Origin of the sequence: Mumia quercus (genome assembly GCF_025506335.1) — a bacterium.
Taxonomy (GTDB): Bacteria; Actinomycetota; Actinomycetes; order Propionibacteriales; family Nocardioidaceae; genus Mumia; species Mumia quercus.
Window position 1 is genome coordinate 92836 of record NZ_JANZYO010000008.1, and the last position, 26220, is coordinate 119055.

Sequence of the window (26220 nt, forward strand, 5' to 3'; positions counted from 1 at the left end):
GGTTCCGGCCAGGCACCGACCCCGATGTGGGCACTTTCCCACCGAATCCAGAAGGGATTGCGTGGAGAAGCGACCACATCGGGGATGGGGCGGGACCGTCAGGGCGTCAGGACGCGCGTCTCACGTGCGACCGTGCCCGGGACGAGCTCGTTGCGCTTCGGCAGCCAGTCCCAGCCCTTCGCCCAGGTCGGCTGCGGCAGCGCGAGGCCCGGCAGCGCGAAGCTCGACTTCGCCAGGTCGAGCGTGTACGTCGACGCGCTCGTGTCGACGTTGCGCACGCGGCCGTTGGCCGCACCCACCACGACGACGCCGAGGCGGTGACCCTTCTTGACGATCGCGTCGTCCGGGTCGAGCGTGACCGTGACGTCGTGCGTTCCCGCACCGTCGAGGCGTGCCCAGCCGCGGCCGAGGATCTGCAGCGGCGTCGTCCCCACGTTGCGCGCCATCGTGAAGTAGCACGCGTCGTCGGCCGGGGTGGACTCGCCGACGCACGTCTCGGTCGTCGTCGTGGACGCGCCGTCACCGGTGGTGAGCACGCGGTCCGCCTCGCCGTAGTCGACGAGCATGACGCCGACCTGGCCGGTCGGGACCTCCGTCGTCACGCGCAGCCTCGCGACCATCGAGCCGCTCATCCGTGCGTCGGCGAGCAGCGGGCTGGTCGCGTACAGGAGCCGGTTGGCGTTGGTGCCCTCGGCGACCGCCGCGTTCTCACGCTGGCTCGGCGAGTTGACCCAGCTCTGCGTGGCCTTGGCCGGCATGAGACGCAGGCTGCCGTCCGCCTGCGGACGAAGCGTCGTCGCCGCGGGACGGACCGGCCACGTGCGGGACTCGACCCAGTGGTTGGGCGTGGTCTCGACGCGCACGGCAGGCTCGCGCAGGATCCCGTTCTTGATGTCCATCAGCTCGTGGTCGAACCAGCGGTGCAGCGTACGTACCCAGTCGTCGCGGTCGATGTCGAACGGGTCGATGTGCCCGACGCGGCTGAGCCACATCTTGCGGGTGACACCGGCCTTGCCGAGCGCCTCCCACCAGGTCGAGAAGTGCCGCGTCTTGACGTTGGTGTCCTGCAGGCCGTGGAAGATGAAGACGCTCGCCTTGACCTTCTTGGCGTTGAGCTCGACCGAGTCACGGTAGTTGCGCTCGTCCCAGAAGGCGTTGTGCTCGCCAGTCTCGTCGGCGTCCTCGTCGTTCATCCGCTGCAGCGTCGCCGAGCAGTCCTGCGGCATGGTGCGGTTCGCGGCGACGCGGCTGGCCAGACCGCTGGAGTAGTTCCAGCTGTACGGCAGGCCCTGCGAGCGGCTGTAGTCGTACCAGGAGCTGATCGAGCCGATCGGTACGATCGTCTCGAGGCCCTTCACGCCGGTGGCAGCGACGCCGTTGGCGATCGTGCCGTCGTAGCTCTTGCCGATCATGCCTGTCTTGCCGTTGCTCCAGTCGGCCTTCACCGGGTTGCCGTCGGCGTCGACGGCCTCGGCGTTGCCGTTGAGCCACTCGACCACGGCCTTGATCGAGCCGACGTCGGACTTGCCGCCGGTGTCGACGCAGCCGGCCGAGCGCGAGGTCCCCGCGACGTCAGCCGCGATGTACGCGTATCCGCGGGGGACGAAGTAGTTGTCGTAGAAGAGCGGGAACTTCTCCAGGTTGCCGTCGGCGTCGAACCTCTTGCACTCCGCCTCGTTCCCGCGGCACAGGCTCGTGTAGTACGGGCTGGCGTCCATGACGACCGGGACGTCGACGCCGCGCGCGTCGAGCTCGCGCGGGCGCACGATGTCCGCCGCGATCTTGTCCTTCTCGCCGTCGCCGTCGAAGTCGGGTGCGAGCACCCAGACGGTCTCGCGGATGGCGTCCGCGTAGCTGTAGACGGGGGCGGAGACACCGCCCTGGAGGACGTACGGCTTGGCCGCCGGCGCCGCGGACGCAGTGGTCACGGTGCCGGCGGCCAGGGCCGTGCCGGTGAGGGTCAGAGTGAGGAGCAGGGCAACCCCGCCACGGGGTCTGCGCGCGCGCCGCGCCACGTTCGTGAGGTGCATGGGACGCAGTGTGGCGTGCAGGGTCCCCCTCCGCACTCTGCTTGCGATGAAATGTCCGTCATGTGGTCAGGCGTCGACCGTCGCCTCGCCGTACGGGAGCACGCGTACCGGGCCCACCAGCCCCGTGCGCACGCGGGCAGCCCCGCCGAACACCTCGGGCTGCGCCGTGCGCATGCGGTTGAACAGCGTGGTCGCGACCTCGACCTCCACGTGGTTCACGCCCGCGCGCAGCAGGTGCCCGACGTCGACGCGGGTGTCGGTCGGCGACGCGACGACCGCGCGCCCGTTCACCTTGACGGCGTAGGTCCCGAGGACCGCGCCGAGGTCGAGGTACGCCCCTACCGTCCGGTCCCACGTACGCGGCAGGGTGACCGTCGTCGTGTAGCGCCCGATGCCGGAGGCGTCCTCCAGACCCGGCACCTCGGTCCACGGCACGAGGGTCTCGAGGCGGTGGACCGAGCGCACGGTGTCGGTGGTCGTCGGCGTACGCCCGGGCCGCCAGTCCTCGACGACCAGCGTCCACGACGTCAGCTCCACCGGGTCCGGCACGGCGGCGACTCGCGCGGTCCTCGTCCGGCCGTTGCTCAGCGCGACGCTGTACGCACCGGCCGCCGACGCCCGTACGACCAGGGAGCGTGCCTCGAGGCGTGCGTCGGCGGCGTCGGTCGAGACGACGTGCGCGGTCTTGGCGCTGCGCTTGTCGGCCCAGCCACGTGACGCCAGCGCGACCACCGTGGTCGAGCCCGGCGTGAGGCGGACACGGACGGTGAAGGTGCGCCCCTCCTGGCGGTACACCGCGACGCGGCGCACCTCGCCCGTCCACGCGTCGAGCACGTACGGCACGAGGTCGCCACCGCGCGTCGCGGTGAGCGACACCTCCTGCTCGACGAGGCTGAGCGGCCGGTTCTCCGCGTGCCGTGCGTTGGCGAGCAGGAACAGGTCGGCGTCGCCCGTACGACGGTGCTGGTGCACGACCGTCGAGCGCTCGTGGCTCACCTGGCGCTCGACCCCGAGGTCGGCCAGCGCCGTCGGGATGTCGGCGGCCACCGCCGCGTTGCGGACGTTGGGCTGGGCGAAGGCGGTGCGGACGGCCTCGGCGACGACGGCGTCGTCGGCTGCCGTCCCCCTGCCGTCCGCGGTCGGCGTGCTCCAGTCGCCGAGGAAGACGATCGGGAAGCCCCGCTTCGCGAGGTCGGCGATCTTCTTCGCCGCCTCGACGGTCAGCGTCGTACGGCGCCCGCGGAAGGCGTCGCCCTCGACCACCATCGCCTTGTACGCCGGGCCGTCGGGTGCCAGGCGCCCGTCGCGCAGCGTCACGGAGTCGTCGGCGAGGACGGCCGAGGAGATGAAGGTGTGGCTCCACCCGAGCGGGATGCCGTCGTTCGTGGCCCACTGTGCACCGATGCCGGTTGCCGCCCACCCCTTCTGACGGAAGTAGACGAGGTCGGTCCGGTTGCGGCCCTGCTGCAGCACCCACTGCGTACGGCGGAGGTAGTCGGCGATCGCGGGGACGTGCTTCCAGCTCGGCTGGCGCGGTCCCCACGCCTCGGAGTAGCCCGGCGCTCCCCCGTACGGGGAGAACGCCGCGAAGCCGGGCCACGCCGCGCCGGGCGCCTCGGCGTACGGGTAGCCGTGCAGGACCGCCTGGTTGACGCCGGCGGCGTAGATGCTGTTGAGCGTGGTGAGCACGCGGTCCCACGTCACGTTGTACGCCGCGCCGTTGTACGCCGCCGCCTCGCACGACAGGATCGTCCGTCCCGCGAGGTCGCGACCGCCGGCCATGACGCGGTAGTCGTCGAGGTTCTTGAACCCCAGCGACTCCGTCTCGGGCTGGTCGAGGAGCCCCGAGTGCGCGAGCGTGTCGGTCTCGAGCCCGTACGCCTGGATGCGCAGCTCGAGCCCGAGGTCGTGCGCCCAGTCGCGCAGCGGGATCAGGTGGTGGTCGCGGTAGAGGTCGCTGAACGTCATCGCGAGGTCGTCGCGCACCCGCGTCGTCAGGTCGGGGTCGTAGGTGTAGAGGTACTTCTCCTTCACCTCGACGATCACGGGCAGGAACGGTGCGAGGTCGTAGCCGTTGCGGGCGCGGAACGCCTCCAGCATCCCCGGCGTCCAGATCGTGGCACCGGTCTCGATCTCGAGGGAGTCCTCGAAGAACGTGGCGCCGGCGCGCTTGATGAGACGCCGCAGCTCCCGGTCGAGGATGTTCTCCTCCCAGAAGTCGGTCACCGCCTTGGTGCCCTTCGCACTGAAGTGGTCGACGACGAACGCCTCAGGGCTGGTGTGCGGGCCGGCCTCGGGGAGCTGTCCCGATCCGCGCTCCCAGTACGAGAAGAGGAGCCACGTGCCCTCGGCCGGCGCCGTCCAGCGGATGCGGCCGTCGCGCACCTCGGCAGTGAGGTCGACCAGCGACGAGGCGTCGAGCGTGCTCTCCCGGGTCGAGGGGGTGACGAGACGGACGGCCTGGACCGCGAGGAGCGTCGTCTTCTGCACGTGCTCCTCGGCGGCGACGACCGGTGCCGGCACCTCGCCGTCGTACGTCTGGCCGGCCTCGACGGTGGCCAGGCCGTGGGCGAGCTCCTTGATCGCCGCGTCGTCGTCGGGCGTGACGCCGGGGACGGCGGCCGGCCACGACGGGCCCGCCGTCAGGTCGAGCGTGACGCCGTCGCGGTCGGCCTGGCGGAACGCGGCCTTGACGGCGGTGGTCCAGGCCGGGGTGCCCCAGCCGTGCCCCTCCGGGTCGAGCGCCCCACCGTCGCGGATGCTGTGGTGGACGTCGGCGATCTCCATGCCGCCGAAACCGGCACGGGCGATCTCGCGCACCTCGCGCTGGACCTGGCCCGGATCGACCAGGCCGTGCGGCCACCACCACCGGAAGCGCGCCCCGTACCGGCTCGCGGGGTCGGCGAAGGTCTGCTCGACGCCCCGCCATCCCGCGCCCGCGGCCGCCGCGGGGGTCAGTGCTCCGGGCCCCCACGCCAAGCCGGCGCCGGCCACGGCCGAGGCCGCGATGAAGGTCCGGCGGCTGAGGGAGGACTCGCTAGGTCGATCTGGCACATCTGCTCCTCGATCGGGAATGAAACGTTTCACCTGCTGGTGTCCGCAGCGTATGACGCACGCCACACCGGCAGCCACCTCGTGGCCGGAACCGGCCAAACCCTCTGGGCCTGCGACCCGGCACACTGAGGCGATGAGCGGACTCACCGACACCGACCTCCACCACCTGCGCCGCTGCGTCGAGCTTGCGGGTCTCGCCCTCGCCGAGGGCGACGAACCCTTCGGGTCGGTCCTCGTCGGCGGCGACGGACAGGTCCTCTTCGAGGACCACAACCGCGTGAAGGGCGGCGACGCGACGCGTCACCCGGAGCTCGCGATCGCGCAGTGGGCCGCCGCACAGCTCTCCCCCGGCGCACGTGCGGCCGCCACCGTCTACACGTCGGGCGAGCACTGCGCGATGTGCGCCGCCGCCCACGGCTGGGCCGAGCTCGGCCGCATCGTGTACGTCGTGGCGGGCGCCCGGCTCGCGGAGCTCCGCGAGCAGTGGGGCCTCGCGCCGTCGCCCGTGGCTGCGCTGCCGATCACCGCCGTCGCCCCGCGCGTACCGGTCGAAGGGCCGGTCCCGCAGCTCGCGGGCGAGGTCGAGGCGATGTACGAGCGGTGCTTCGGCCCGCAGTGAGGGCGATTTACGCGTCGAAGCGCGCCGGCGACACGAGGAGGCCGGAGAGGTCGGCGCCCTCCGCCAGCTCGGCCGAGGGCTCACCGCGGCGCAGCAGGCGCGCACCCGCGCTGCCGCCCAGCTCGGCCGCACCGTTGCTCACCCGCAGCCACGCACCCTCGCGCATGGCGAGGACGGGCACGTCGTTCTCCTCGAGGAACTGACGCAGCCGCTCCTCGCGCGTCTCCCCCATGTGCGTGCTGGCCGGGTCGGCGTCGAGGAAGTGCGCGTTGATCTGGAACGGGACGAGGCCGAGCGCGGCGAAGCCGTCCGGCTCGACGATCGGCATGTCGTTGGTCGTACGGATGGTCGGGCACGCGAGGTTCGTGCCGGCGCTCGAGCCCACGTACGGCAGCCGGTCGCGGACGCGCTCGCGGATCACCGGCAGGAGGCCGGTCCGCTGCAGCGTCGCCAGCAGACGGAACGTGTTGCCGCCACCGACGAACACCGCGTCCGCAGCATCGAGCACACCCCTCGGGTCGCGGGCGGTGTGGACGCCCACGACCGACATGCCGAGCGGGTTGAGGGCCTCGGCGACCTTCGCCGCGTACGCATCGTGGTCGGCGAGTGCGTACGGGACGAAGGCGACCGTCGCACCCTCCGGCACGTGGGCGACGATCGCCTGCCGCGCGTACGCCAGGTAGGGCTGACCGTGCAGGGTCGAGCTCGACAGCAGCAACAGGTGCACGCCCCGATTATCCGTGGCGGCCGCGCCCGTCGACCGGCCAGGCGTCGATTACCGACTGATGAATTCTTGTTGCCGCGCAGTTATTTCGGCTTCAACGACCTGGTGGCACGCTCTGCCAGCGTGACAGCGTCACGCTGTCTCTCGGATCGGAGCACTCGTTTGTCGATCACCGCACCACCCTCACCGTCCTCGTCGGACTCGGCGGACCCGGCGGGCCTCAGCCGTCGCTCGCTCCTCGGCCGCTCGGCCGTCGTCGCCGGCGGTGTCGCCGTGGCGACCGTCGCCGGCACCGCCGCATCCGCGCAGGCGGCGCCGGCAGCCTCGCCTCGCGACCGCGTCCTCGACGGTCTCCCGCGTCTTTCGGACATCCCCCGCCGCAAGCGGGTCGTCGACTACGAGATCGCGGAGATGATCGTGCTGCTGCGGGCAGGACGCCTCACGTCGACGGAGATCACGAAGGCGTACCTCGCCCGCATCGACGCCCTCAACGGCCCCTTCGAGACCTACGGCGACAACGGCGGCTACAACGCCTTCGTGCGTGTCGACCGCAAGGGCGCGCTGGCGCAGGCCGCGGCGGCCGACAAGCGTCTCCGCACGGCTCGTCGGTCCGAGGAGCTGCCCCTGCTGCTCGGCATCCCGTTCGGCATCAAGGACTCGGTCGGCGTCGCCGGGCTCGAGGCGAAGAACGGCACGCACGCCTACACGGGCAACGTCGCGCACCGGGACTCCACCGTCGTCGCCAAGCTGCGCGCGGCGGGCGCGGTGATCCTCGGGCACACGATCGCCTCGGCGTTCTCGGGCTCCATCTCTGGCACGTTCGCCGGCAACGCCTGGAACAAGGACTACATCCCCGGCGGCTCGAGCCAGGGATCGGGAGTCGCTCCGGTGGCACGCCTGGCGGCCGCCGCGATCGGCGAGGAGACCGGCGGGTCGATCATCATGCCGGCGGCGGCCAACGGCGCCAGCGGCATCAAGCCGTCGCTCGGCGCCAGCTCGACCGCCGGCGTGATGCCGCTCTCCCCCGGGTACGACGTGCTCGGACCGATCGCGCGCAGCGTCCGCGACGCCGCGCTCATCTTCTCGGTGATGGTCGGCCCGGACGGCGAGAACGACCCGCTGACCCTCGCGGCTCCGATCCCGTTCCCCGACATCCCGACGGCACCGCGGCGCGGTCGGCGGCCGCTCGCGGGGACGACGATCGGCATCCCCCAGACCGACTGGATGTCGGGTGGCGGGACCGGGGCGGCTCCTGCGAGCACCTACGATCCCGACTACCTGGCCGCGTTCGAGCGGTTCACTTCCCAGCTCCGCTCGCTGGGCGCCAAGGTGGTCGAGTTCGAGGGTCTCGACGTGACGAAGCCCGAGAACGATCCGTACTTCCGCACCAGCGAGCGCCTCCCGCTGCCCGACGGCACGGTCGTGTCGCCGGCGTCGGCGGTGCTCAGCCCGAACCGGTACGAGATCCGTTACTGGGAGGCCGTCAAGCAGTTCGCGGCGGCGTACCCCGACAACGAGGCGGCGCTGCGCCGTCAGTTCGGCGACTTCGACACGGCGACGGCGAACGCGGGCAAGATCCCGGCGTCGGTGCGCGACGAGGGCGAGCGCCGTCGGCGGATCCTGCAGGCGAACTACCAGCGCGCGCTCGACGAGGCGGGGGTCGACTTCATGCTCGTGCTCCCCATCGGCGCACAGGTCGGACCGCGGTTCGGTGGGACGCAGCTGCGCAACTACCGGACGTTCTACCAGCTGCCGAACGCGCTCGCGTGGCCGATGGTCACCTTCCCGATCGGCTACGACAGCACGCTCGGTCTGCCCGTGAACGCGGCGTTCTGGGGTCCGCGGTTCAGCGAGCCGGAGATCATCCAGGCCGCGCTCGACTTCCAGAGCGTGTTCCCGGAGTACCACGGCAAGGCGCCGGCCGACCCGGACGTCTCCGCCCCCATGGCTCGGCGCAGCGTCCCGCAGGTCGAGGCCGTCCCGCCGGAGCTGTCGAACGACCCGCTGGTCGCTGAGGAGGCCTGGTCGTGAGCGAACCGTTCCTGACTGTCGCGTGGGGGCCCCTCGTCAACGCCGGGTTCCCGCTGGGTGAGGCCGCGTCGCCGCCGCAGCCCTTCCTGACCGTCGGCTGGGAGCCGAAGCTGGGCACCAGCCACTACGCGTACGAGATCGCGGAGTAGCTCCCGCACGCTCCGCCCGTCGGCCGATTCCCTCCCGGCCGACGGGCGGACCTCGACGCCACGACAAGCGAGAGCACCGCGACCCTCCGCCGGCGCCACACTGGCTCCGACCGTCAGGAGGAGTCACCATGCGTACGAGAACTGCTGTCGTCATCACCGCCACCACCGTCGTCCTCGGGGTCGTCGGTACGAGCGCCGCCGTGGCCACCGACACCGTCAGGGTGAGCGCCGGCGCGAGCGGCGTGAAGGTGTGCCTGACCAAGAAGAACGTGGTTGTCGGCGCCTCCAAGAAGAGCCGTTGCCCGAAGGGTTCGAAGAAGAAGGCCGTCGCCGTCCGGGGTCCGCGCGGCCTCCGCGGGGCGACCGGCGCCCAGGGTCCGGCCGGGTCCGCCACCGCGTACGGCGTCGTCTCCGCCGACGGCACGCTCGTCACCGGCTCACCCAACGTCGTGTCGGCACGGCGCACGGGTACCGGCGCGGCGTACTGCGTGACGTTCCGCCGCCCGCTCCCCGAGGACCGGCTGGCGTCCGCGCTCGCGACGAGCAACGACGTCGCAGCCGTCGCGATCAACCCTGACCGCCGGACCGCCCGCGTCGCGTGCAGTCCCGGCGAGCTGGTGGTGTGGACCTTCAAGAACGGGGAACCGGGGGTCGCGAGGGATGCGGGCTTCCAGTTTCTTGTCCCGTGACGCACCGGCTGACCCGTATGACCGGATTCACATCGGCGACCCGCGTCATGCCGAGTGCGCGCGAACGTTGTAGAAGTGGAGATGCGGTGCTCGGTCCGACGAGCCCGCTGGCGGACGACGAAGGAGCACCACCGTGTACGGCATCGACCTCAGCGTGGCTGGATCGGCAGTGCGGCGGACGCTCGACGGGCGGCGTCCCAGCCCGAACCACGTCTTCGTCGTCGCTGACGTCGAGGTGAGCAACCGCGGAGACAGCGCCGTTGCCCTCTCGTCGGTGCCGGCCGTCTTCGTCGCCGCCGACGGCACCCCGCACGAGCCCACCGTCCCTGCGCTGTGGCCGGAGGACGAGGTCGTCGTGGGACCGCGCGCGACCAAGGTGGTCCAGGTCCTCTTCGACGTCGCGCGGACGAAGGCCGCCGGCGGAGCGGTGCGGATCGTGCGCGGTGACGGCCCGACCGGCCGCCGCCTGCACCTCGCCTCCTGACCGGGGCCCGGAATACCTCGTCCTGCCCGCCGGTTGGCTGGACTCATGACCACCATCGGATTCATCGGTTCAGGCCACATCGGAGGCCAGCTGGCCCGCGTGGCGATCGCCCAGGGCTACGACGTCGTCCTCAGCAACTCGCGGGGACCCGAGACGCTCACCGCGCTCGTCGAGGAGCTGGGCCCGCGCGCTCGCGCGGCCACCGCGGAGGAAGCGGCCGAGGCCGCGGACCTCGCCGTGGTGTCGACGCCTCTCGCGGCGATCCCGACCGTCCCCGTCGAGCCGCTCGCGGGCAAGGTCGTGATCGACACCAACAACTACTACCCGCAGCGCGACGGGCAGATCGCCGCGCTGGACGACGAGTCGACGACGGTCTCCGAGCTTCTCCAGCAGCACCTGCCGAGCTCGAAGGTCGTCAAGGCGTTCAACCACATCATGTGGTCGGACATCCTCGACCACGCCAAGCCGCAGGGGTCCGACGGCCGTCGCGCGCTGGCGATCGCCGGTGACGACGCGGAGGCGAAGGCGACCGTGGCGGAGTTCATCGATCGCGCCGGCTTCGACGTCGTCGACCTCGGTCCGCTCTCCGAGGGATGGCGCACGCAGCGTGACACGCCCGCGTACGTCGCGTCGTTCGACGCCGAGGAGCTCAAGCAGAAGGCCGCGGAGGCCAAGCGCTACCGCGACATGTGACGCTGACCGTCACGCCAGCGCCTGGAACACCTCGTACACCATGACGGCGGGCCACACGAGGCCCTGAAGGATCGCGAGGACGTACTCCCAGAAGCCGTCCGCCTGCTGCCAGAACCACACCCAGGCACCGAAGATCCCGAGCGGGTAGATGACGCTGCTCGCGCCGGTCGCCGTCTTGGCCATGCCTCATTGTGCCCGTGGCCCGACCCGGATGCAGCCCGCGTGCCTCAGGGATTGACGAGGACGCGGCTCAGCTCGGGAAGGGCCGCGAGCTCGCGGTCGAGGATCGCGCGCGCGTGCGTCACGGAGTCCACCAGCGGGTGCAGCGCGAGCGCCTTGACGGCTGCCGAGCGTGACCCGGAGACCGCGGCCTCGATCGTCGTACGCTCGACGTCCTTCACCGTGGTGACGAGACCGCGCTCGTGCGGGAGCAGCTGCGACACGGCGAGCGGCCGTGGGCCGTCGGCGCCGACCCGGCACGGGACCTCGACGATCGCGTCCGCGTCGACGGCGTCGAGGGTGCCCTCGTTGGGGACGTTGAGGACGAGCTCCGCACCCTGGTCCCCCGAGATCGCCGCCATCAGCGCGAGCGCCACGCGGTCGTAGCCTCCGCCGTCGAGGTCTTCGTCGTCGCGCTCGCCGGCGTCGGCGCTCGCACGCCCCTCGGCCATGTACGTCTCCTCGCGGTCGAGCCGCGTGCGCTCCCACTGCGCGAACGCGTCGGCGTCGCCGGCGTAGAAGCGCTCCTGCTGCGCGAGCAGGTACTCGCCCCGCGTCTGCCCGGCCTGCTCGATCGAGGCGACGGCGTCGGCGGTGTAGTACCAGTACCAGAGGTACTCGTTGGGGACGGTGCCGAGCGACCGGAGCCACTGCGGTCCGAAGAGCCGCCCCTCCTCGATCTGACGAAGGCGGTCGGGGTCGGCAAGCAGGCCCGGCAGCACGTCCTCGCCGTCGACCGTCGCGCGGTGGAGCCACCCGAGATGGTTGAGCCCGGCGTAGTCGAAGGCGATCCGCTCGCGTGCGATCCCCAAGGCGCGCGCGACGCGCTTGAAGAGACCGACCGGGGAGTCGCAGATGCCGATCACCCGGCGGCCCAGCACCGTCGCCATCGCCTCGGTGACCATGCCGGCCGGGTTGGTGAAGTTGATGACGTACGCCTCCGGCGCCGCACGGCGGACCGTCTCCGCGAGCGCGAGCGCCACCGGGATCGTGCGCAGGCCGTAGCAGACGCCGCCGGCCCCGGTGGTCTCTTGGCCGAGCACGCCGAGGTCGAGGGCGGAGCGCTCGTCGCAGACCCGGCCTGCGAGCCCGCCGACGCGCATCGCCGAGAAGACGAAGTCCGCACCCGCGACCGCGTCGGTGAGGTCGGTCGTCAACCGCACGCGCGGCGGCCTCGGCAGCGCGGGCGCGATCTCCTCGAGGACGGTGGCGATGCGCTGGAGCCGCACGGCGCTGGTGTCGTGGAGGACGAGCTCCTCGACCCTGGTGCCGCCCTCGCCCGACGCGAGCGCACGGAAGACGAGCGGGACCCGGAAACCTCCGCCGCCGACGATGGTGAGTCTCACGTGACCTCCTGGGTGTCGTAGGCGGCAGGGACGATCGGGGCGAGCTGGACCTCGACGGCGGACGCCGCCAGCGTCCGCGCGGTCTCGTCGTCGACGCCCTGGTCGGTGACGAGCACGTCGTACTGGTCGGGTCCGCACACGCGGGCGTAGCCGCCGCCGGGGAGCTTGGTGTGGTCGGCGAGGAGCACGACCCGGTCGGCGACCTGCAGCATCGCCTTCTTGACCGGCACCTCGACGGCGGTCGTGTCGAACACCGACCCGTCGCGCCGGACCCCGCTGGTGCCGAGGAAGAGCAGGTCGGCCTGCACCTGGGCGATCGCCTGCTCGGTCAGGAACCCGACCATCGAGTGGTAGTTCGTGCGCACCAGACCGCCGAGGAGCATCAGGTCGACGACGGGATCGTCACGCAGCTCGTCGTAGACGGCGAGGCTGGAGGTGATGACGGTGACGCGGCGCCCGCGCAGGGCGCGCGCGAGGAGGCTGGTGGTCGTCCCGATGTCGAGCACCACGACCGCGTCGTCGGGGACGAGGGTCGCGGCCTGCTCGGCGATCGCCCGCTTCTCGAGCGGGTTCTGCGTGGCGACGCGCTCGAAGGGCGCCTCGCGGTCGAGCGCCGGCGCGGCGCCTCCTCGCAACCGCCGCAGCCGACCGGCGCTCTCCAGGGCGGAGAGGTCTCTCCGGATCGTCGCGTCGCTCACGTCGAGCACGCGGGCGAGCGTGGCGACGTCGACCGGACCGCTCGTGTCGAGCAGGTCGAGCAGTCGCTCGTGACGAAGGTTGGCGCGCACAGGGCGACCATAACAGTCAGTTCTGCGCATGAACACGCATCGGAGCGCACCTCTTGCGCGTTCCTGCGCAGTTGAGCGAGACTCACGGAATGGTTCCCGAAGCCGCAGCCGACGAGGACGTGACGTACGACTTCTTCGTGACCGGGCCCGTGTTCCTCGACATCATCTTCACCGGGCTCCAGGAGGCGCCGGTCGGCGGCCGCGAGGTCATGACGTCCGGTATGGGCTCCAGCCCGGGAGGCGTTGCGACCCTTGCGGTCGCCGCCTCCCGTCTCGGCCTCAAGACGTCGCTGGCGGCGGCGTTCGGCGACGACATGTACGGCGACTACCTGTGGGCGACGCTGGAGGACGACGAGTCGATCGACCTGTCGCGCTCCCACCGCTGGGAGCACTGGCACTCCCCCGTCACCGTGTCGCTCGCGTACGACATGGACCGCGCGATGATCACGCACGCGCACAAGGCTCCTCGAGCCGAGATCACCGCCCCCGACATCACGCCGGCGGCCCGCGCCGCGTTCGCCGACGTGGCCGACGAGCGGCCGGCCTGGGTCGACACCGCCGCCGAGCGGGGCACGCTGGTCTTCGCCGACGTCGGCTGGGACCCGACCGGACGATGGGACTCCACGCAGCTGCGCGAGCGGCTCGACGGTTGCTACGCGTTCGTGCCCAACGCCCTGGAGGCGATGACCTACACCGGCACCGACTCGCCGGGGGCCGCGCTCGAGCGCATCCGCGACTGGGTCCCTCTCGCCGTCGTCACCGCCGGCAGCTCCGGGTCGTACGCCGCCGACGCGCAGACCGGCGAGACCGCCTGGGTGCCGGCGCTCAACGTGCCGGCGCTGGACCCGACCGGGGCCGGCGACGTGTTCCTCGCGGGACTGGTCGCGGCGACGCTGCGCGAGTGGCCGCTGATCCAGCGGCTACGCTTCGCCAACCTGTGCGCCGCGCTCTCCGTCCGCGACTTCGGCGGCGCGCTGGCCGCGCCCGGCTGGGGCGCGATCTGCGAGTGGTGGGAGGGCGTCGAGCCGGACACGTGGTTGTCGCGCGACTACGCCTTCCTCGAGGACGTCCTCGCGACCGTCGAGCACCGCACGTACGGGCGCGCGGTCGCCACCATCGGCTTCGTGGGCGACACCCACGACCACCCGAGCCACAACCCTCCCCCGCCTCCCACCCGAGATTTCCGCATCGCCCCGCGGGGCGAGTGACCACAGGAGCCGTCCATGACCGTTCGTGCCGTCAAGAAGCCGGTGCTCGCCGTCGCCGTCGCAGCGGTGAGCGCGGTGCTCGCGCTGTCCGCCTGTACGCCCGGGGGCGGAGGGGGTGACGACGGCGAGGACGCCAAGCCGGAGGACATCTCCACCGACGTCGCCTCGATGGGCGACATCACGCTCGACGTCTGGGACCAGGAGGTCCGCGGCGGCCAGGCCAAGCAGATCGAGGCGCTCAACGCGGCCTTCGAGGCCAAGTACCCGAACGTGACGATCAAGCGCACGTCGAAGTCGTTCGACGACCTCCAGAAGACGGTCCGCCTCGCGATCACCAACGACGACCCGCCGGACGTCGTCCAGGTCAACAACGGCCGTGCGGACATGGGGCAGTTCGTCGCCGCCGGGCTGCTGCGGTCGCTCGACGGGTACGCGGAGGTCTACGGCTGGGACGAGCGCTTCCCCGAGTCCGTGCGCAGCACCGCCTCGTACAGCGACGACGGCAAGACGTTCGGCGAGGGCACCTTGTACGGGATGGCGCAGGTCGGCGAGATGGTCGGGCTCTGGTACGACAAGCAGAAGCTCGGCTCGCTCGGGATCGAGCCTCCTCAGACGCTCGAGGAGATGGAGTCGGCGATGAAGGCCGCCAAGGCGGCCGGTGAGCTGCCGGTGCAGCTCGGCAACGCCGAGGCCTGGCCCGCGATCCACGACTTCGGCGTCGCGATGAACCAGTACGTGCCGCGTGACGACACCCGCGCTCTCGGCTACGGCCGCAAGGGCGCCTCCTGGACGTCCGACGAGAACGTGCAGGGCGCCGACCTCTTCAAGTCCTGGGTCGACGAGGGCTACCTCACGCCCGACTTCAACGCCGTCCCGAACGACACCGCGTGGCGCGACTTCGCGAAGGGGCAAGGCGTGTTCATGATCGGCGGCACGTGGTACCAGGCCGACCTGGAGGCGGCGATGGGCGACGACCTCGGCTTCGCCCTCCCGCCTGTGGGGCCGGTGGGCGAGCCGGCGGTGACCGGCGGGACGGGCCTCCCGTTCGCGATCACGGAGGCGAGCGAGCACGCCGACGCCGCCGCCGCGTACCTCGACTTCCTCACCAACGCCGACGCGATGAAGGTGATCCAGGAGAACGGCGGGCTGCCGGTCATCGACGGTGACGCGGCGAGCGCCACAGGGGTCGGCAAGGAGGTCATCACCGCCTGGAACAAGGTCACCGAGGAGGACGCCCTCGTGCCGTACCTCGACTGGGCGACCCCAGACATGAGCGACCTGCTCGGTCAGCAGCTGCAGAAGCTCAGCGCCGGCACGATCGACACGGCCGCGTTCCTCGACACGCTCGAGAAGAGCTACACGGACTTCACGGACCAGAACGAGTGACGAGCGAGGAGACGGTCGCCGTCCCGACCGGAGACCGGGTGCGCGACACCCGCTCCGGCCGGGGCGCGCGTCGCCGCCCCGGGCCGCCCGGCGAGCCGCGGCGCGTCGCGTACCTCTATCTCCTGCCGGGGTTCGTCGTCCTGACGCTCTTCCTCCTCGCCCCGCTGGTGTACGCGGCGTGGTTGTCGCTGTTCGCCTGGGACGGGCTGTCCCCGGGCACGTGGGTGGGCCTGCAGAACTACGTCGACGTGCTCACGGACCCCACCCTGCGCGCACCGTTCGGGCACGCGCTCGTGCTGGTGGTGTTCTTCTCCTTCATCCCGGTCGTGCTGGGGCTGTTCGCGGCCTCTCTCCTCACCCGCTCGACGGTCCGCGGGAGGGGGATCTTCCAGGCGGTGGTGTTCGTCCCCCAGGTGATCGCGCTGACCGTCGTCGCCGTGGCGTGGAAGCGCATCCTCGCCCCCGACGGTCCGCTCAACGACGCCCTGCGCGCGATCGGGCTCGACGGGATCGCGCGCGGCTGGCTGGGCGACCCGAGCACGGCGCTGGTCGCGATCGGGCTCGTCGGCACATGGCTCGGCACCGGCCTGTGCACCGTGCTCTTCCTCGCCGGCCTGTCCCGGGTCGACCGCGCGATCTACGACGCCGCCCGGCTCGACGGCGCCGGGTTCTTCCGGGAGACCCTCGCGGTGAGCCTGCCGTCGTTGCGCAACGAGCTCGCCGTCGCCCTGACCTTGACGATGGTGGCGGCCCTGCGGACGTTCGACCTCGTCTACCTGATGACCTCGGGCGGCCCGGGCGGCGCCACGGCCGTCCCGGCGTACGAGGTCTACATGAAGTCGATGCGCCAGGGTGACGTCGGCACCGGCGTCACGATCGCGCTGCTGCTGGCGGCGTTCATCATGGTGCTGACGGTCCTCGTGAACCGGATCCCGGAGCGGGAGGACCGATGAGGACCTCACCGCTCGAGCGCAGCGTCACGATCGTCGTCCTCGCCGTCGGCTCGCTGGTCGCCCTCTTCCCGATCGCCATGATCGTGGCATCGGCGTTCGTCTCCGACAACCCCAACGAGACCGGCATCGTGTGGAGCAATCTCTCCACGGCCTGGGACGAGGGGCACTTCTCGACGTACATGCGCTCCAGCGTCGTCGTGACGCTGTGCGTGGTCGTGCTCGCGACGGCGTTGTCGTGCCTGCTCGGCTACGCGTTCGGGACCATGCGCTTCCGCGGCTCGTCCGTGCTGTTCTACGTCCTGCTGCTCGGGCTGATGATCCCGAACGAGGCGATCGTCGTCCCGCTCTACTACCAGCTGCGCGAGCTCGACCAGATCAACACCTACCAGGCGCTGATCTTCCCGCAGGTCGCCCAGTCGCTGGCGTTCGGCACGTTCTGGATGCGCGCCTACTTCCGCGGGACGTCGCGCGAGCTCGTCGAGGCGGCGCGGCTCGACGGCGCCGGGCACTTCCGCACCTTCTGGTCCGTGCTGCTGCCGATGGGTCGCCCGGCGGTCGTGACGATGGTCGTCCTCTTCTCGATGTGGACCTGGAACGAGTTCCTGCTGCCACTGGTGATGATCCCCAGCAACGAGGAGCTCCGCACGGCACCCCTCGGCCTGACGTTCTTCAGCGGCCAGTACACCGGCTCGCCCTCGTTGCTCGCGGCCGCCGCGCTCATCGTGGCGCTGCCGATGCTGCTGCTCTTCCTCGTGGCCCAGCGCCACTTCATCCGTGGCATGACCGAAGGGGCGGTGAAGGGCTGACCCACGCGGTGGACCGTCGATCGACATGAGACAGAAGGGGGACCCAATGACGCAACACACGACACGCTCCTCGACCTTCGGCGGCTCCGCGCCGCCCTCACGACGGCGCTGGATGGCCGCACCCGCGATGGCCGCAGGCGCCCTGCTGGTCGCCGGACTCGTCGCCGCCCCCGCCGCCCCCGCCGCCACGGCGGCTTCGGCGAAGCCCGGGAAGGCCAAGACCACGAAGGCGGTCGACCTCGACGTCCTCTTCGTCGGTGCGCACCCCGACGACGAGTCCGGGCGCCTCTCGACGTTCGGGCAGTGGGGCGAGCAGTACGGCAGCCGCGTGGGCGTCGTCACGATCACCCGCGGCGAAGGCGGTGGCAACGCCGTCGGCCCCGAGGAGGGACCGGCGCTCGGGCTGATCCGCGAGCGCGAGGAGCGCGCCGCCGTCGGGGTCGCGGGAGTCCGCGACGTGTTCAACCTCGACAAAGTCGACTTCTACTACTCGGTGAGCGCTCCCCTGCACCAGCTGGCATGGGACTCCGAGGACACGCTCGAGCGGCTGGTCCGTGTCGTGCGCCAGACGCGTCCCGACGTGGTGGTGACCATGACGCCGGCGCCGACGCCCGGCAACCACGGGGGCCACCAGGAGGCGGCGCGGCTCGCCGCGGAGGCGTACGCGGTCGCCGGCGACCCCTCGCGTTTCCGGTCACAGATCACCCGCGAAGGGCTGCGCCCGTACGCGCCGGACAAGCTCTTCCTGAACTCCGCCCGCGGGAGCGGGCAGCCCGGGTCCGCCTGCCCGCGCACCTTCACCCCGACCGACCCCACCGATGACGTGTACGGAGTCTGGGCGGGAGCGCGCTCCGCCAGCGGCAAGACCTGGGCGCTCGTCGAGCGGGAAGCGCAGCGCCGGTACGCCTCGCAGGGCTGGGCGGGCTTCCCCGATCCCAGCACCGATCCCGAGGCGATCGCGTGCGACTCCTTCACCCAGGTCGCCTCGCGAGTGCCGTTCACCCGCGGGGACCAGTCGGCTGCGGCCGCGTCACCGGCGACGATGCTCCAGGGCGCGACGCTGCGGTCGCGCGGAGGACTCCCGCTCGGGACCGGTCTCGAGCTGACCGGTCGTACGGTCGACCTCGTCCCCGGCCAGTCGGTCACGCTGCAGGCCCGTCTCACGGCGCCCCGGCACACCCGGCTGACGCGGGCGACCGGAGCCGTCGCGCTCCCCGAGGGCTGGCGAGGCACGCGCACGGTGTCGTTCGGCACGGTCCCGCGCGGCACCACCGTCACCCGGAAGGTGACCGTGACCGCGCCGGACGACGCGACCGCCAACACCCGTGCGCTCGTCGGCCTCGACGTCCGCGCGGCCGGCCGGCGCGGCTACACCAACCAGAAGCTGTCGGTGACGCCCGCCGTGTCCGGCACGCAGGAGCTGCTCCCGCAGGTCGCGGAGTTCGAGGAGTGGGCCCCGACGGTCGGCCTTCCCCAGCTGCGCGGCCTCGTCGCACCGGTGCTGACCCTGCCCAGCGGCGGCACGCGTGCGGTCGGGATCGACGTCACGAACCACAGCGACACGGCACAGTCCGGCGAGGTCACCGTCGACCTGCCCGACGGGTTCACGGCAACGGACGCCACGCTGGCGTACGAGGATCTCGCACCGGATGCCACGCAGCGCCTGGCCTTCGAGGTGACGAACACCGACGACACGCTGCCGACCTCGAACGAAGGCGGTGTCGGAGGCGACTACGCGTACACGATCACGACGACGAGCACGGCGGGCTCGGCGACCTCGACGGCGGCGCTCGAGCTGGTGCCGACCACGCAGGTCGGCGAGACGGCAGCGCCGACCCTCGACGGGACGGTCGGTGAGGGCGAGTACGCAGCCACGCTCGACCTGTCGCGGCGCTGGGAGGGCGAGGCCTGCACGTCGCCGGCCGACTGCAGCGCCACGGGGTACGTCACGCGTGCCGGCGACGCGCTCTACGTCGCCGCGAAGGTGACCGACGACGTCAAGAGCGCGGTGCTCGAGCCGTCGGACTGCAAGCGGCACTGGCGCGTCGACTCGCTCGAGGTCGCCCTCGACCCCGCGGGCACGTCGGAGAACACCTCCACCACCTTCAAGGTCGGGGCGCTGCCCTTCACCACGTCCGGGCAGTCGTGCGCCGCACGCGACGCCGACAACACCCAGGGGCCGATCGGCGCGTTCCCGATGTCCGGCGAGGGCGGCTCGGACGAGACGACACTCGACCCGGACAACGTCGCGCCAGGGTTCGAGATGGCCTCGTCCGTGTCGTCGCCGTACACCGGCTACGTCATCGAGATGAAGGTCCCGCTCGCCGCGCTGCCGGCGACGGTCGACCCCGACCGGCTGGGCTTCAACATGTTCGTCTACGACTCCGACACCCAGGACAAGGCGGGCCAGACGCGGCTCGGCTGGTCTACGTGGGGTGGGGTCCAGGGCGATCCGTACCGTTGGGGACGCCTCGAGCTCGGGGGCGGTGCGCCCCCCGAGGTCGACACCGTGGCGCCGCGGCTGGACTTCCCCGCGCTGGACAGCCTCGACTCGCCGCAGTCGATCGCGCAGGCCGTACGGTCCGGGGTCGGGCTGTCGGGACTCCCCACGCTCGCGCCACGCACGACCGCGCGGGTGATCCGGGCGACCGTGCGCGGGGACACGGTGATCGCGACCGTCGACGTCAACCAGCGTGGCACGGCCCACCTGTTCGCGGTCACGGGCGCTGACGGACGGACCCTCGGGTCGGCCGAGGCCTCGCTCCGACCGGGTCGGCAGCAGGTACGGATCCCGGTGACGTCGAGGCCGTCGACGGTCCTCCTCGGGTTCGACCCCGACCGCGTGAGCGGCACGGCGAGCTCGTCCGGGCGGGTGCGGTGACGCCTCCGCACCCGCCCGCCGCCCGCCACCTGGTCCGCGACTCCGCGGACCAGGTGGCGGCCACGGCCGCAGACCTGATCCTCGAGGTGCTCGACGGCGTGAGCGCCCTCGGCCTCGCCACCGGCTCCTCCCCCCTCGGGGCGTACGACGAGATCGTCCGCCGGGTGCGCAGCGGCGAGGTGAGGCTCCCCGTCGCCCAGCGCGGCTACCTGCTCGACGAGTACCTCGGACTCGCCGCAGGCGACCCGAACTCGTACGCGTCGGTCATCCGGCGGGAGGTCGCCGACGCCCTCCGCCTGGACGTCCGCGGTCCGGACGGGCAGGCGGCCGACCCGCACGCGGAGGCCGAGCGGTACGGGCGCGAGGTGGTCGAGGCGTCCGTGGCCGTGCAGGTGCTCGGCATCGGACGCAACGGTCACCTCGGGTTCAACGAGCCGGGCTCCGACCTCGACTCCCGCACCCGCGTCGTCCGCCTCGCCGAGACCACCCGCCGCGACAACGCCCGGTTCTTCGGCTCCCCCACCGACGTCCCGACGCACGCCATCACTCAAGGTCTGGCGACGATCATGCGCGCGCGACGACTCGTCGTCATCGCCCTCGGCGCCCGCAAGGCCGACGCCGTCGCGGCGGCGCTGAGGGGGCCCGTCGACCCGGCGTGCCCAGCGTCGATCGTCCAACGCCACCCCGACGCGTACGTGGTGACCGACCGGGAGGCGGCCGGCGCCGTACGCTGAACGCGTGCCGGAGCGGTCCACGATCCTCTCGCGGCGGCGGCTGCTCGGTGTCGACGCCGCTCGGGCGGTCGCGCTGATCGGCATGATCGCGACCCACGTCGAGCCTCGTGTGGGGCCGGGGGGCGAGGCGTCCGTCGCGCACGTACTCGCGGCGGGTCGGGCCTCTGCGCTGTTCGCGCTCCTCGCCGGCGTCGGCATCGCCCTCGCCAGCGGCGCGACCACACCCCCGCGCGGACGCGGATGGGCGGGAGCCGCGGCAGCGACGGCGGCCCGCGCGGCGGTGATCTTCGCGGTCGGCCTGATCCTGGGCGTCTTCGACTCCGGGCTGGCCGTGATCCTCTGCTACTACGGCGTCCTCTTCGTCGTCGCGCTGCCGTTCCTCCCGCTGCGTGCGGGCCCGCTCATCGGGCTCGGCCTGGGATGGGCGGTGGTCGGTCCGGTCCTCAGCCAGTGGCTCCGTCAGGGGGGCGACGTCTCTCTCGACGCCGGCGTCCCGAACGCGGCGATCCTCCTCACCGATCCCGGCGGCACCGCGTCGAGCCTGCTGCTCACCGGCTACTACCCGGTCCTCACCTGGACGGCGTACCTGCTTGTCGGCATGGGCGTCGGACGCCTCCCTCTCCGGCGCGCCGCCGTGGCCGCATGGATGACCGCCGGGGGGATCGCGCTCGCCGTGGTCGCGTACGCGGGCTCGGCGTGGTGGCTCGCGGCCGGCGGCCTCGCCGAGCTCCAGGGGGCCGGTACCGGCGGACACCTCACCTCGGGTCCGGTCGGCGACGACGTCCTGCACGTCGGGTTCTTCGGGACGACCCCCACGACGTCGTGGGGATGGCTCGGCATCGCCTCGCCGCACTCCGGTGCGCCGCCCGACCTCCTGCACACCCTCGGCTGCGCGCTCGCGGTGCTGGGCCTGATGCTTCTGCTCGAGCACGCCGTCGGTCAGGCGCTGTGGCCGGTCGCCGCGATCGGCAGCATGACGTTCACGCTCTACTCCCTGCACGTGGTCCTGGTCGCGACGGTGCTCCCGGTGACGATCGACCACCCCTTCCTCGTGCACGCGGCTCTCGCGGCGGCGATCGCGCTCCCGTGGCGGCGCTACGTCGGCCGAGGACCGCTCGAAGCCGTGGCCACGGTCGTCGCCCAGGGCGCCCGACGAAGGGTCGTCCGACTGCCGCGTACGATCGCCGGGTGAGTGCCAGCACCTTCAGGATCGGCGACGGACAACCGGTCGCGTACGAGACCGCCAAGCACCTCTGGGCCAAGAGCGCCCGCGAGGTCCTGATCGAGAAGGCGCGCGAGTACGGCGGCGACCTCACCGACGAGGAGCTCGCCGCCGAGGTGCAGCGCAGGACGGCCGTGAAGACCCGCGTGCGCACCGCCACCTGGATCGACGAGGTCCTGGCGGAGGTCGTGGCGGCGGCCCACGCGCAGGGCGAGCCGCTCCTCGCGGCGCTGTGCGTGCGCGAGGACGGGCGGGTGCTCGACGGCTACCCGCAGACGGTCGCGCGCGTCACGGGTACGCCGGTCGACGACGCCGAGCGTCACGCGGCCGAGCAGCGCCTGGCCTGCTACCAGCGGTTCGGCGCGGTCCTCCCGGCCGGCGGCGGGCGGCCGGCGCCCTCGCCGCGGGTCCGGGCGCGTGCGTCGGCCCCGACCCGCCGCGAGCCCGCCGTGAAGAAGGTCGAGCGGCCCGTCGTCGTCTGTCCGCAGTGCTTCATGGCGGTGCCGGCGACGGGCGTCTGCGACTCCTGCGGCTGACCGGGCGCGCGCTACACCAGCGACGTGTTCGCCCGCACCTCGTACAGGCGGAGGAACGCCTCCAGAAGCTGGACGGCCGCGAGGTAGGGGTACTGGATGCCGCTCGGCGCGCTCGGCGTACCCGCCTCGAGCGCGGGCGCGCCACCCTCGACCCACGGCTGGCCGTGGGCGAAGCCCGAGCTGAGCTGCCAGGGACGGCGCACCCCGAGCGCAGGGTGCGGGAGGCACAGCTCCGCGTACGCGACGGCGTCGGTGATCGTGTAGCCGCGGCGCACCCGTTCGGTCGCGAGCTGGCGTCGGTGCGCGACGTTGTCGAGCTCGGCCAGGCGGGCGTCCGCCGACGCGGTGCTCGCGACGTCGAGGTGCCCGGTGGCCGTCGCCGCGTCCATGATGTCCTGCGCGTGCCAGCGCAGCGTGTGCTCGATGCGGTCGTCACGTCGGTCCGGCCCGAGGACCCAATACGCCGTCGCCAGGTTCTCCAGGGCGCCGCGGGCGAGGGACCAGGTCGCGGCGTTGTGCGGCACCTGCTGGTCGATGACGAGCACCTTCGCGGCATGAAGATGGTCGATCCCGGCGGTCAACGTCATCCGGAGGACGTTGCTCGTCGAGAACGGACGGCTCGCGATGTCGTCAGCGGCCAGCGACGAACCGCTTGCGACCGGGAAGTGGTCAGGGGTGCTGCACCGCTTCACCAGACGTTCGATCAGGGCGGGGCCGGACGGGGTGGCGGCGGCTTTGCGCTTGGGCATGCAGAAGTTCCTTGGTCGGGGGATTGTCGCATAGTGCCAGGCCTTGTTCCTGGTATGCCAACCGCCCCGTGCAGCGCCTCCCGAAGTGCCGTGCCCTTCCGGCTCACCGCCCGCGTGGCTTGCCCTGATCGCCCTTCCGGTAGTCGCAGACGCCGCCGGGGAAGATCTGCTTCAGGCGTGCCCGCTCCGCGGCCGACGGACGCCAGGAGCCGTACAGACCCTTGGCGATCGCCGCGTCGACCGGCTGCAGCGCGCACTTCCAGATGCCGCCCTCGTAAGGCCCACCGGCGACGCGCCGCGAGGTGGAGTAGATGGGGAACCGCTGCGTGCACGCGCCCGCCGCGCGCGAGTCGAGGACGCCGTCCCACACCCTCCGGCCCGACGCGATCAGCGATCCGTCGGTCGCGAAGCACGAGTCGACCGCCGCTGCGGGCTTGTTGCCGGCGACACCGCGCCTCGGGTTGGCGGCGATGTTGCGCATCCACTCGTCCATCACGGCGAACGCCATCGGCGTCTGGTCGAACTGCTGGCTCGGCCGCGCGTCGGTGAACCAGACGACCTGGTTGGAAGCGTCGCCGTCCGCGTTCAGCATCCGCTGCCGTGCAGCGAACGACTGGTGGACGTTGTGCATGTCGAGCTCGTCCTCGAGGTACGGACGCCAGTCGATCACGGGGATGTCGATGTCGCCCTGGAACTGCATGCCGGACGTGTACGCCGCGCGCATCGCGGCGCGGTCGCCCTCGCGCCGTGGCGCCGGGGTGGTCCCGCCGTCCGGGCTGAGCTGCATGTTGCGGGAGCTCCACGGGTCGAAGTTCTGCGGGGAGAACGACCCGGCGAACGGGAAGCCCTCCTCGACCATCTCCGCCGAGTCCTTCCAGCTGCCGACCTTCGCGTTGAGGTCGAGGAACTCCGCGGGCGTGACCACGCCGTCGGTCAGCGCCTCGAGCCCGTACTGCACACCCACGTTGTCCCACGGCACGCGCGCGTAACCGCTCTCGTCGGTGCCGTAGACGTTGACGAGGTCCGCCCAGTGGGTCCACTCCACGCCGTCGACGCCCTGGGCGAGCTTGTCGAGGTCCTCGACGTCGGTGAAGGTCGGGTTCATCGCGAGCGGAGTCAGCCCGAACCAGCCCGGCTTGCACTCCATGAGAGCGGGGGCGGGCGAAGCGGGGTCACGCGTCATCACCTGGTAGCCGAGCGCCTGGTAGGCGGCGTACAGCTGGTTCCACTGGGCCGTCTCGCCCGCGGAGAGGTTCTTCGGGAAGCTCGTCCCGTTGAGACCGATGACGGCCTGACGGACCTCGGGGTCCTTCCACTTGGGGTTCGCCCGGTCGGTCGCGTCGAAGTAGTGCTCGAGCAGCTCGCAGTCACCGACGTGGATCACCTGCGTGACCATGTCCGGGTAGGAGTACTGCGCGATCGCGGCGTCGATGAGGCCCGGGTGGTTCTGCGCATACACGTACTGCTGGATCGCGCCTCCCGACCCGCCGACCGCGACTGTGTAGTCGGGCACGCCGTGCGTCTCGACCGTGTGCTCCTTGAGCATCAGCGCGGTCTCGCCGCCGACCTGGAGGTTGTAGTGCGTGCTCGTACGGGTGCCGCTGGACCACATCACCCCGTACCCGAGCTTGAGCAGGTCGGCGGGCAGCATCGCGCTCTCGCTCGTCGTGCCCTGGGTGTGCCCGATGGCGACGCCGCCCTGGAAGCTGAAGACGAGACGCCTGTTCCAGAGGGAGTCGTCAGGGCGGGTCGGGTCGGCCTCCCCCACCGGCGCGAGCATCGCGACGCTGTAGATGAAGCGGTTGATGGTCCCGCGCTCCCACCGGACGATGAACGGCACCGTCTTGCCGTCCATCGTGGTGGTCGTCGCGGTGTCGGCCGGCGGGTTCGAGGGGTCGTCGAGCCAGTGGAAGCGGTTGTCGGTGGTCGAGCGGTAGACGTAGCCGAAGCGCGTCTCGGCGGCGCAGTTGCCGCTCCAGCCGACGATGTCGGCGTCGGCCGTCGGATAGCCGCGACCGTCCTGCGGGTAGTCACCGTCGGCGTCCTCCGCGGCGACCGGGATGCCGAACCGGTCCTGGTTGTCGACGAGTGGCTGACCGAGGATCGGACGGCCGTCGAAGCGACCGCGCGCGGTGGTGCACACGAACGGCTGCTGCTGCGGGCCGGAGAAGATCGGACCGCTGACCGGGTGGTTGACGAGCGTGACGCTCTTGCTCGCGGCGCGTCCCTTTCGGGGGGAGACGCGGAGCCGGTTCTTGCCCTCGTCCAGCCCTTCGACCAGGCCGACGAGCGTACGGTCGGTGGACGCGTCGAACGCCGCCGTCACGTCGTCGCCGTCGAGCGTGATGCGGATGTCGCGCGTACGGACCGTCCGCGGCACCGACACCTCGACGAGCGCGTCACCGCCCGTCACCTGGTCCGGCGCACCGGAGAGCACCGTGATCTGGAACTGGTTGCCGCCGTGCGCGCTCGCGCTCTCCGCGGCGACCAGGCCTACGGCGGCCACGGCCACACTGGCGGCGACCGCGACCACGCGGCGTACGACGAAGCCCGACATCTCTGCCCCTCCTCCGGCGACGTCGTCGTCGCCCGCTGGCGGTCACAGTAGTGTGACTCACGTCACCCGTCGAGACGCTTGTACGCCACCCGAGGAACTTGGCCGGTCGAGCAGGAGACCCCGCTGGCCGAGCCCACGTATCGAGAGCCCTCGGGCCACTCGGCGCCACTTCGCACCACTCAGCGACGCTTCGAGGCGTCGCTGAGTGTGTCGAAGCGGCGCTGATCGGTCTCGATACGCCCTCGCCTAGCGGCTCGGACTACTCGACCAACCACTCCCCCCGGCTGGTCGAGTAGGGCGGAGCGCCAGCGGAGCCCGTATCGAGACCCAACCAACCCTCCGCTGGTCGAGTAGGGCGGAGC

The 26220-nt window shown here is 71.8% G+C and carries 22 protein-coding genes; 14 read left to right on the top strand and 8 right to left on the bottom strand.

What is annotated here, in order from left to right; all coding sequences use genetic code 11:
- Positions 1-98: 98 nt before the first annotated feature.
- Positions 99-2030 (bottom strand): CocE/NonD family hydrolase, encoded by a 1932-nt coding sequence (locus tag NYZ95_RS18535; protein ID WP_262852821.1) that lies wholly within the window; start codon positions 2028-2030, stop codon positions 99-101.
- Between the two features lie 66 nt (positions 2031-2096).
- Positions 2097-5084, bottom strand: a complete 2988-nt coding sequence (locus NYZ95_RS18540) for a glycosyl hydrolase (protein ID WP_262852822.1) — start codon at positions 5082-5084, stop codon at positions 2097-2099.
- A gap of 133 nt (positions 5085-5217) precedes the next feature.
- Here NYZ95_RS18540 and NYZ95_RS18545 point away from each other — a divergent pair, with 133 nt between their 5' ends.
- The gene (locus tag NYZ95_RS18545) at positions 5218-5703 is read left to right on the top strand and encodes a nucleoside deaminase (protein WP_262852823.1); all 486 of its coding nucleotides are present in this window, start codon (positions 5218-5220) and stop codon (positions 5701-5703) included.
- 7 nt (positions 5704-5710) lie between these two features.
- On the opposite strand, the gene pepE is transcribed toward NYZ95_RS18545, so the two are convergent.
- Positions 5711-6430, bottom strand: a complete 720-nt coding sequence (pepE, locus tag NYZ95_RS18550; RefSeq protein ID WP_262852824.1) for a dipeptidase PepE — start codon at positions 6428-6430, stop codon at positions 5711-5713.
- Between the two features lie 159 nt (positions 6431-6589).
- Here pepE and NYZ95_RS18555 point away from each other — a divergent pair, with 159 nt between their 5' ends.
- The 5 genes from NYZ95_RS18555 (at position 6590) to NYZ95_RS18575 (ending at position 10473) form a co-directional block, all read left to right on the top strand.
- A complete protein-coding gene (locus NYZ95_RS18555; RefSeq protein ID WP_262852825.1) occupies positions 6590-8458 on the top strand; it encodes an amidase in 1869 nt (622 codons plus the stop codon).
- Positions 8455-8607, top strand: coding sequence for a hypothetical protein (locus NYZ95_RS18560; protein ID WP_262852826.1), 153 nt, complete (start codon positions 8455-8457; stop codon positions 8605-8607). Before NYZ95_RS18555 ends, NYZ95_RS18560 begins: the two co-directional genes overlap by 4 nt.
- 128 nt (positions 8608-8735) lie before the next feature.
- Positions 8736-9296 carry a hypothetical protein gene (locus NYZ95_RS18565; RefSeq protein ID WP_262852827.1) on the top strand — a complete coding sequence of 187 codons (561 nt, stop codon included), beginning with the start codon at positions 8736-8738 and terminating at the stop codon, positions 9294-9296.
- A 133-nt stretch (positions 9297-9429) separates the two neighbouring features.
- On the top strand, positions 9430-9780 hold the full coding sequence (locus tag NYZ95_RS18570; protein WP_262852828.1) for a hypothetical protein: 351 nt from the start codon (positions 9430-9432) through the stop codon (positions 9778-9780).
- Positions 9781-9825: 45 nt separating this feature from the next.
- Complete coding sequence (locus tag NYZ95_RS18575) at positions 9826-10473, top strand: NADPH-dependent F420 reductase (RefSeq protein WP_262852829.1); 648 nt, start codon at positions 9826-9828, stop codon at positions 10471-10473.
- 9 nt (positions 10474-10482) lie between these two features.
- Here NYZ95_RS18575 and NYZ95_RS18580 read toward each other — a convergent pair whose 3' ends face one another.
- The 3 genes from NYZ95_RS18580 to NYZ95_RS18590 are packed head-to-tail and all read right to left on the bottom strand — an operon-like array spanning position 10483 to position 12826.
- The gene (locus NYZ95_RS18580; RefSeq protein ID WP_262852830.1) at positions 10483-10656 is read right to left on the bottom strand and encodes a hypothetical protein; all 174 of its coding nucleotides are present in this window, start codon (positions 10654-10656) and stop codon (positions 10483-10485) included.
- A 44-nt stretch (positions 10657-10700) separates the two neighbouring features.
- Positions 10701-12038 carry a 6-phospho-beta-glucosidase gene (locus tag NYZ95_RS18585; protein WP_262852831.1) on the bottom strand — a complete coding sequence of 446 codons (1338 nt, stop codon included), beginning with the start codon at positions 12036-12038 and terminating at the stop codon, positions 10701-10703.
- On the bottom strand, positions 12035-12826 hold the full coding sequence (locus NYZ95_RS18590; protein WP_262852832.1) for a DeoR/GlpR family DNA-binding transcription regulator: 792 nt from the start codon (positions 12824-12826) through the stop codon (positions 12035-12037). The genes NYZ95_RS18585 and NYZ95_RS18590 overlap by 4 nt, the downstream gene beginning before the upstream one ends.
- 89 nt (positions 12827-12915) lie before the next feature.
- Here NYZ95_RS18590 and NYZ95_RS18595 point away from each other — a divergent pair, with 89 nt between their 5' ends.
- From NYZ95_RS18595 to NYZ95_RS18630, 8 genes are read left to right on the top strand one after another with little or no spacing between them, the layout of a single operon-like run.
- The gene (locus NYZ95_RS18595) at positions 12916-14034 is read left to right on the top strand and encodes a carbohydrate kinase family protein (RefSeq protein ID WP_262852833.1); all 1119 of its coding nucleotides are present in this window, start codon (positions 12916-12918) and stop codon (positions 14032-14034) included.
- 15 nt (positions 14035-14049) lie between these two features.
- Positions 14050-15420: an ABC transporter substrate-binding protein gene (locus NYZ95_RS18600; protein ID WP_262852834.1), complete on the top strand. Its 1371-nt coding sequence runs from the start codon at positions 14050-14052 to the stop codon at positions 15418-15420.
- Positions 15417-16373 carry a carbohydrate ABC transporter permease gene (locus NYZ95_RS18605; protein ID WP_262852835.1) on the top strand — a complete coding sequence of 319 codons (957 nt, stop codon included), beginning with the start codon at positions 15417-15419 and terminating at the stop codon, positions 16371-16373. Before NYZ95_RS18600 ends, NYZ95_RS18605 begins: the two co-directional genes overlap by 4 nt.
- Positions 16370-17179, top strand: a complete 810-nt coding sequence (locus NYZ95_RS18610; protein ID WP_262852836.1) for a carbohydrate ABC transporter permease — start codon at positions 16370-16372, stop codon at positions 17177-17179. Before NYZ95_RS18605 ends, NYZ95_RS18610 begins: the two co-directional genes overlap by 4 nt.
- Before the next feature lie 46 nt (positions 17180-17225).
- Positions 17226-20060 (top strand): sugar-binding protein, encoded by a 2835-nt coding sequence (locus NYZ95_RS18615; RefSeq protein WP_262852837.1) that lies wholly within the window; start codon positions 17226-17228, stop codon positions 20058-20060.
- Positions 20057-20794, top strand: a complete 738-nt coding sequence (locus NYZ95_RS18620) for a glucosamine-6-phosphate deaminase (RefSeq protein ID WP_262852838.1) — start codon at positions 20057-20059, stop codon at positions 20792-20794. Before NYZ95_RS18615 ends, NYZ95_RS18620 begins: the two co-directional genes overlap by 4 nt.
- A 4-nt stretch (positions 20795-20798) precedes the next feature.
- A complete protein-coding gene (locus NYZ95_RS18625) occupies positions 20799-21986 on the top strand; it encodes a heparan-alpha-glucosaminide N-acetyltransferase domain-containing protein (protein ID WP_262852839.1) in 1188 nt (395 codons plus the stop codon).
- Positions 21983-22552 (top strand): hypothetical protein, encoded by a 570-nt coding sequence (locus NYZ95_RS18630; protein ID WP_262852840.1) that lies wholly within the window; start codon positions 21983-21985, stop codon positions 22550-22552. Before NYZ95_RS18625 ends, NYZ95_RS18630 begins: the two co-directional genes overlap by 4 nt.
- Positions 22553-22563: 11 nt before the next feature.
- Here NYZ95_RS18630 and NYZ95_RS18635 read toward each other — a convergent pair whose 3' ends face one another.
- Positions 22564-23301: a hypothetical protein gene (locus tag NYZ95_RS18635; RefSeq protein ID WP_262852841.1), complete on the bottom strand. Its 738-nt coding sequence runs from the start codon at positions 23299-23301 to the stop codon at positions 22564-22566.
- 103 nt (positions 23302-23404) lie between these two features.
- Positions 23405-25858 carry a DUF6351 family protein gene (locus NYZ95_RS18640; protein ID WP_262852842.1) on the bottom strand — a complete coding sequence of 818 codons (2454 nt, stop codon included), beginning with the start codon at positions 25856-25858 and terminating at the stop codon, positions 23405-23407.
- Positions 25859-26220: the final 362 nt, after the last annotated feature.

Coding starts and splice junctions, on each gene's coding strand:
- NYZ95_RS18535 (WP_262852821.1), bottom strand. CDS start 2,030: ATGCACCTCACGAACGTGGCGCGGCGCGCGCGCAGACCCCGTGGCGGG.
- NYZ95_RS18545 (WP_262852823.1), top strand. CDS start 5,218: ATGAGCGGACTCACCGACACCGACCTCCACCACCTGCGCCGCTGCGTC.
- NYZ95_RS18565 (WP_262852827.1), top strand. CDS start 8,736: ATGCGTACGAGAACTGCTGTCGTCATCACCGCCACCACCGTCGTCCTC.
- NYZ95_RS18575 (WP_262852829.1), top strand. CDS start 9,826: ATGACCACCATCGGATTCATCGGTTCAGGCCACATCGGAGGCCAGCTG.
- NYZ95_RS18580 (WP_262852830.1), bottom strand. CDS start 10,656: ATGGCCAAGACGGCGACCGGCGCGAGCAGCGTCATCTACCCGCTCGGG.
- NYZ95_RS18595 (WP_262852833.1), top strand. CDS start 12,916: ATGGTTCCCGAAGCCGCAGCCGACGAGGACGTGACGTACGACTTCTTC.
- NYZ95_RS18600 (WP_262852834.1), top strand. CDS start 14,050: ATGACCGTTCGTGCCGTCAAGAAGCCGGTGCTCGCCGTCGCCGTCGCA.
- NYZ95_RS18610 (WP_262852836.1), top strand. CDS start 16,370: ATGAGGACCTCACCGCTCGAGCGCAGCGTCACGATCGTCGTCCTCGCC.
- NYZ95_RS18615 (WP_262852837.1), top strand. CDS start 17,226: ATGACGCAACACACGACACGCTCCTCGACCTTCGGCGGCTCCGCGCCG.
- NYZ95_RS18635 (WP_262852841.1), bottom strand. CDS start 23,301: ATGCCCAAGCGCAAAGCCGCCGCCACCCCGTCCGGCCCCGCCCTGATC.
- NYZ95_RS18640 (WP_262852842.1), bottom strand. CDS start 25,858: ATGTCGGGCTTCGTCGTACGCCGCGTGGTCGCGGTCGCCGCCAGTGTG.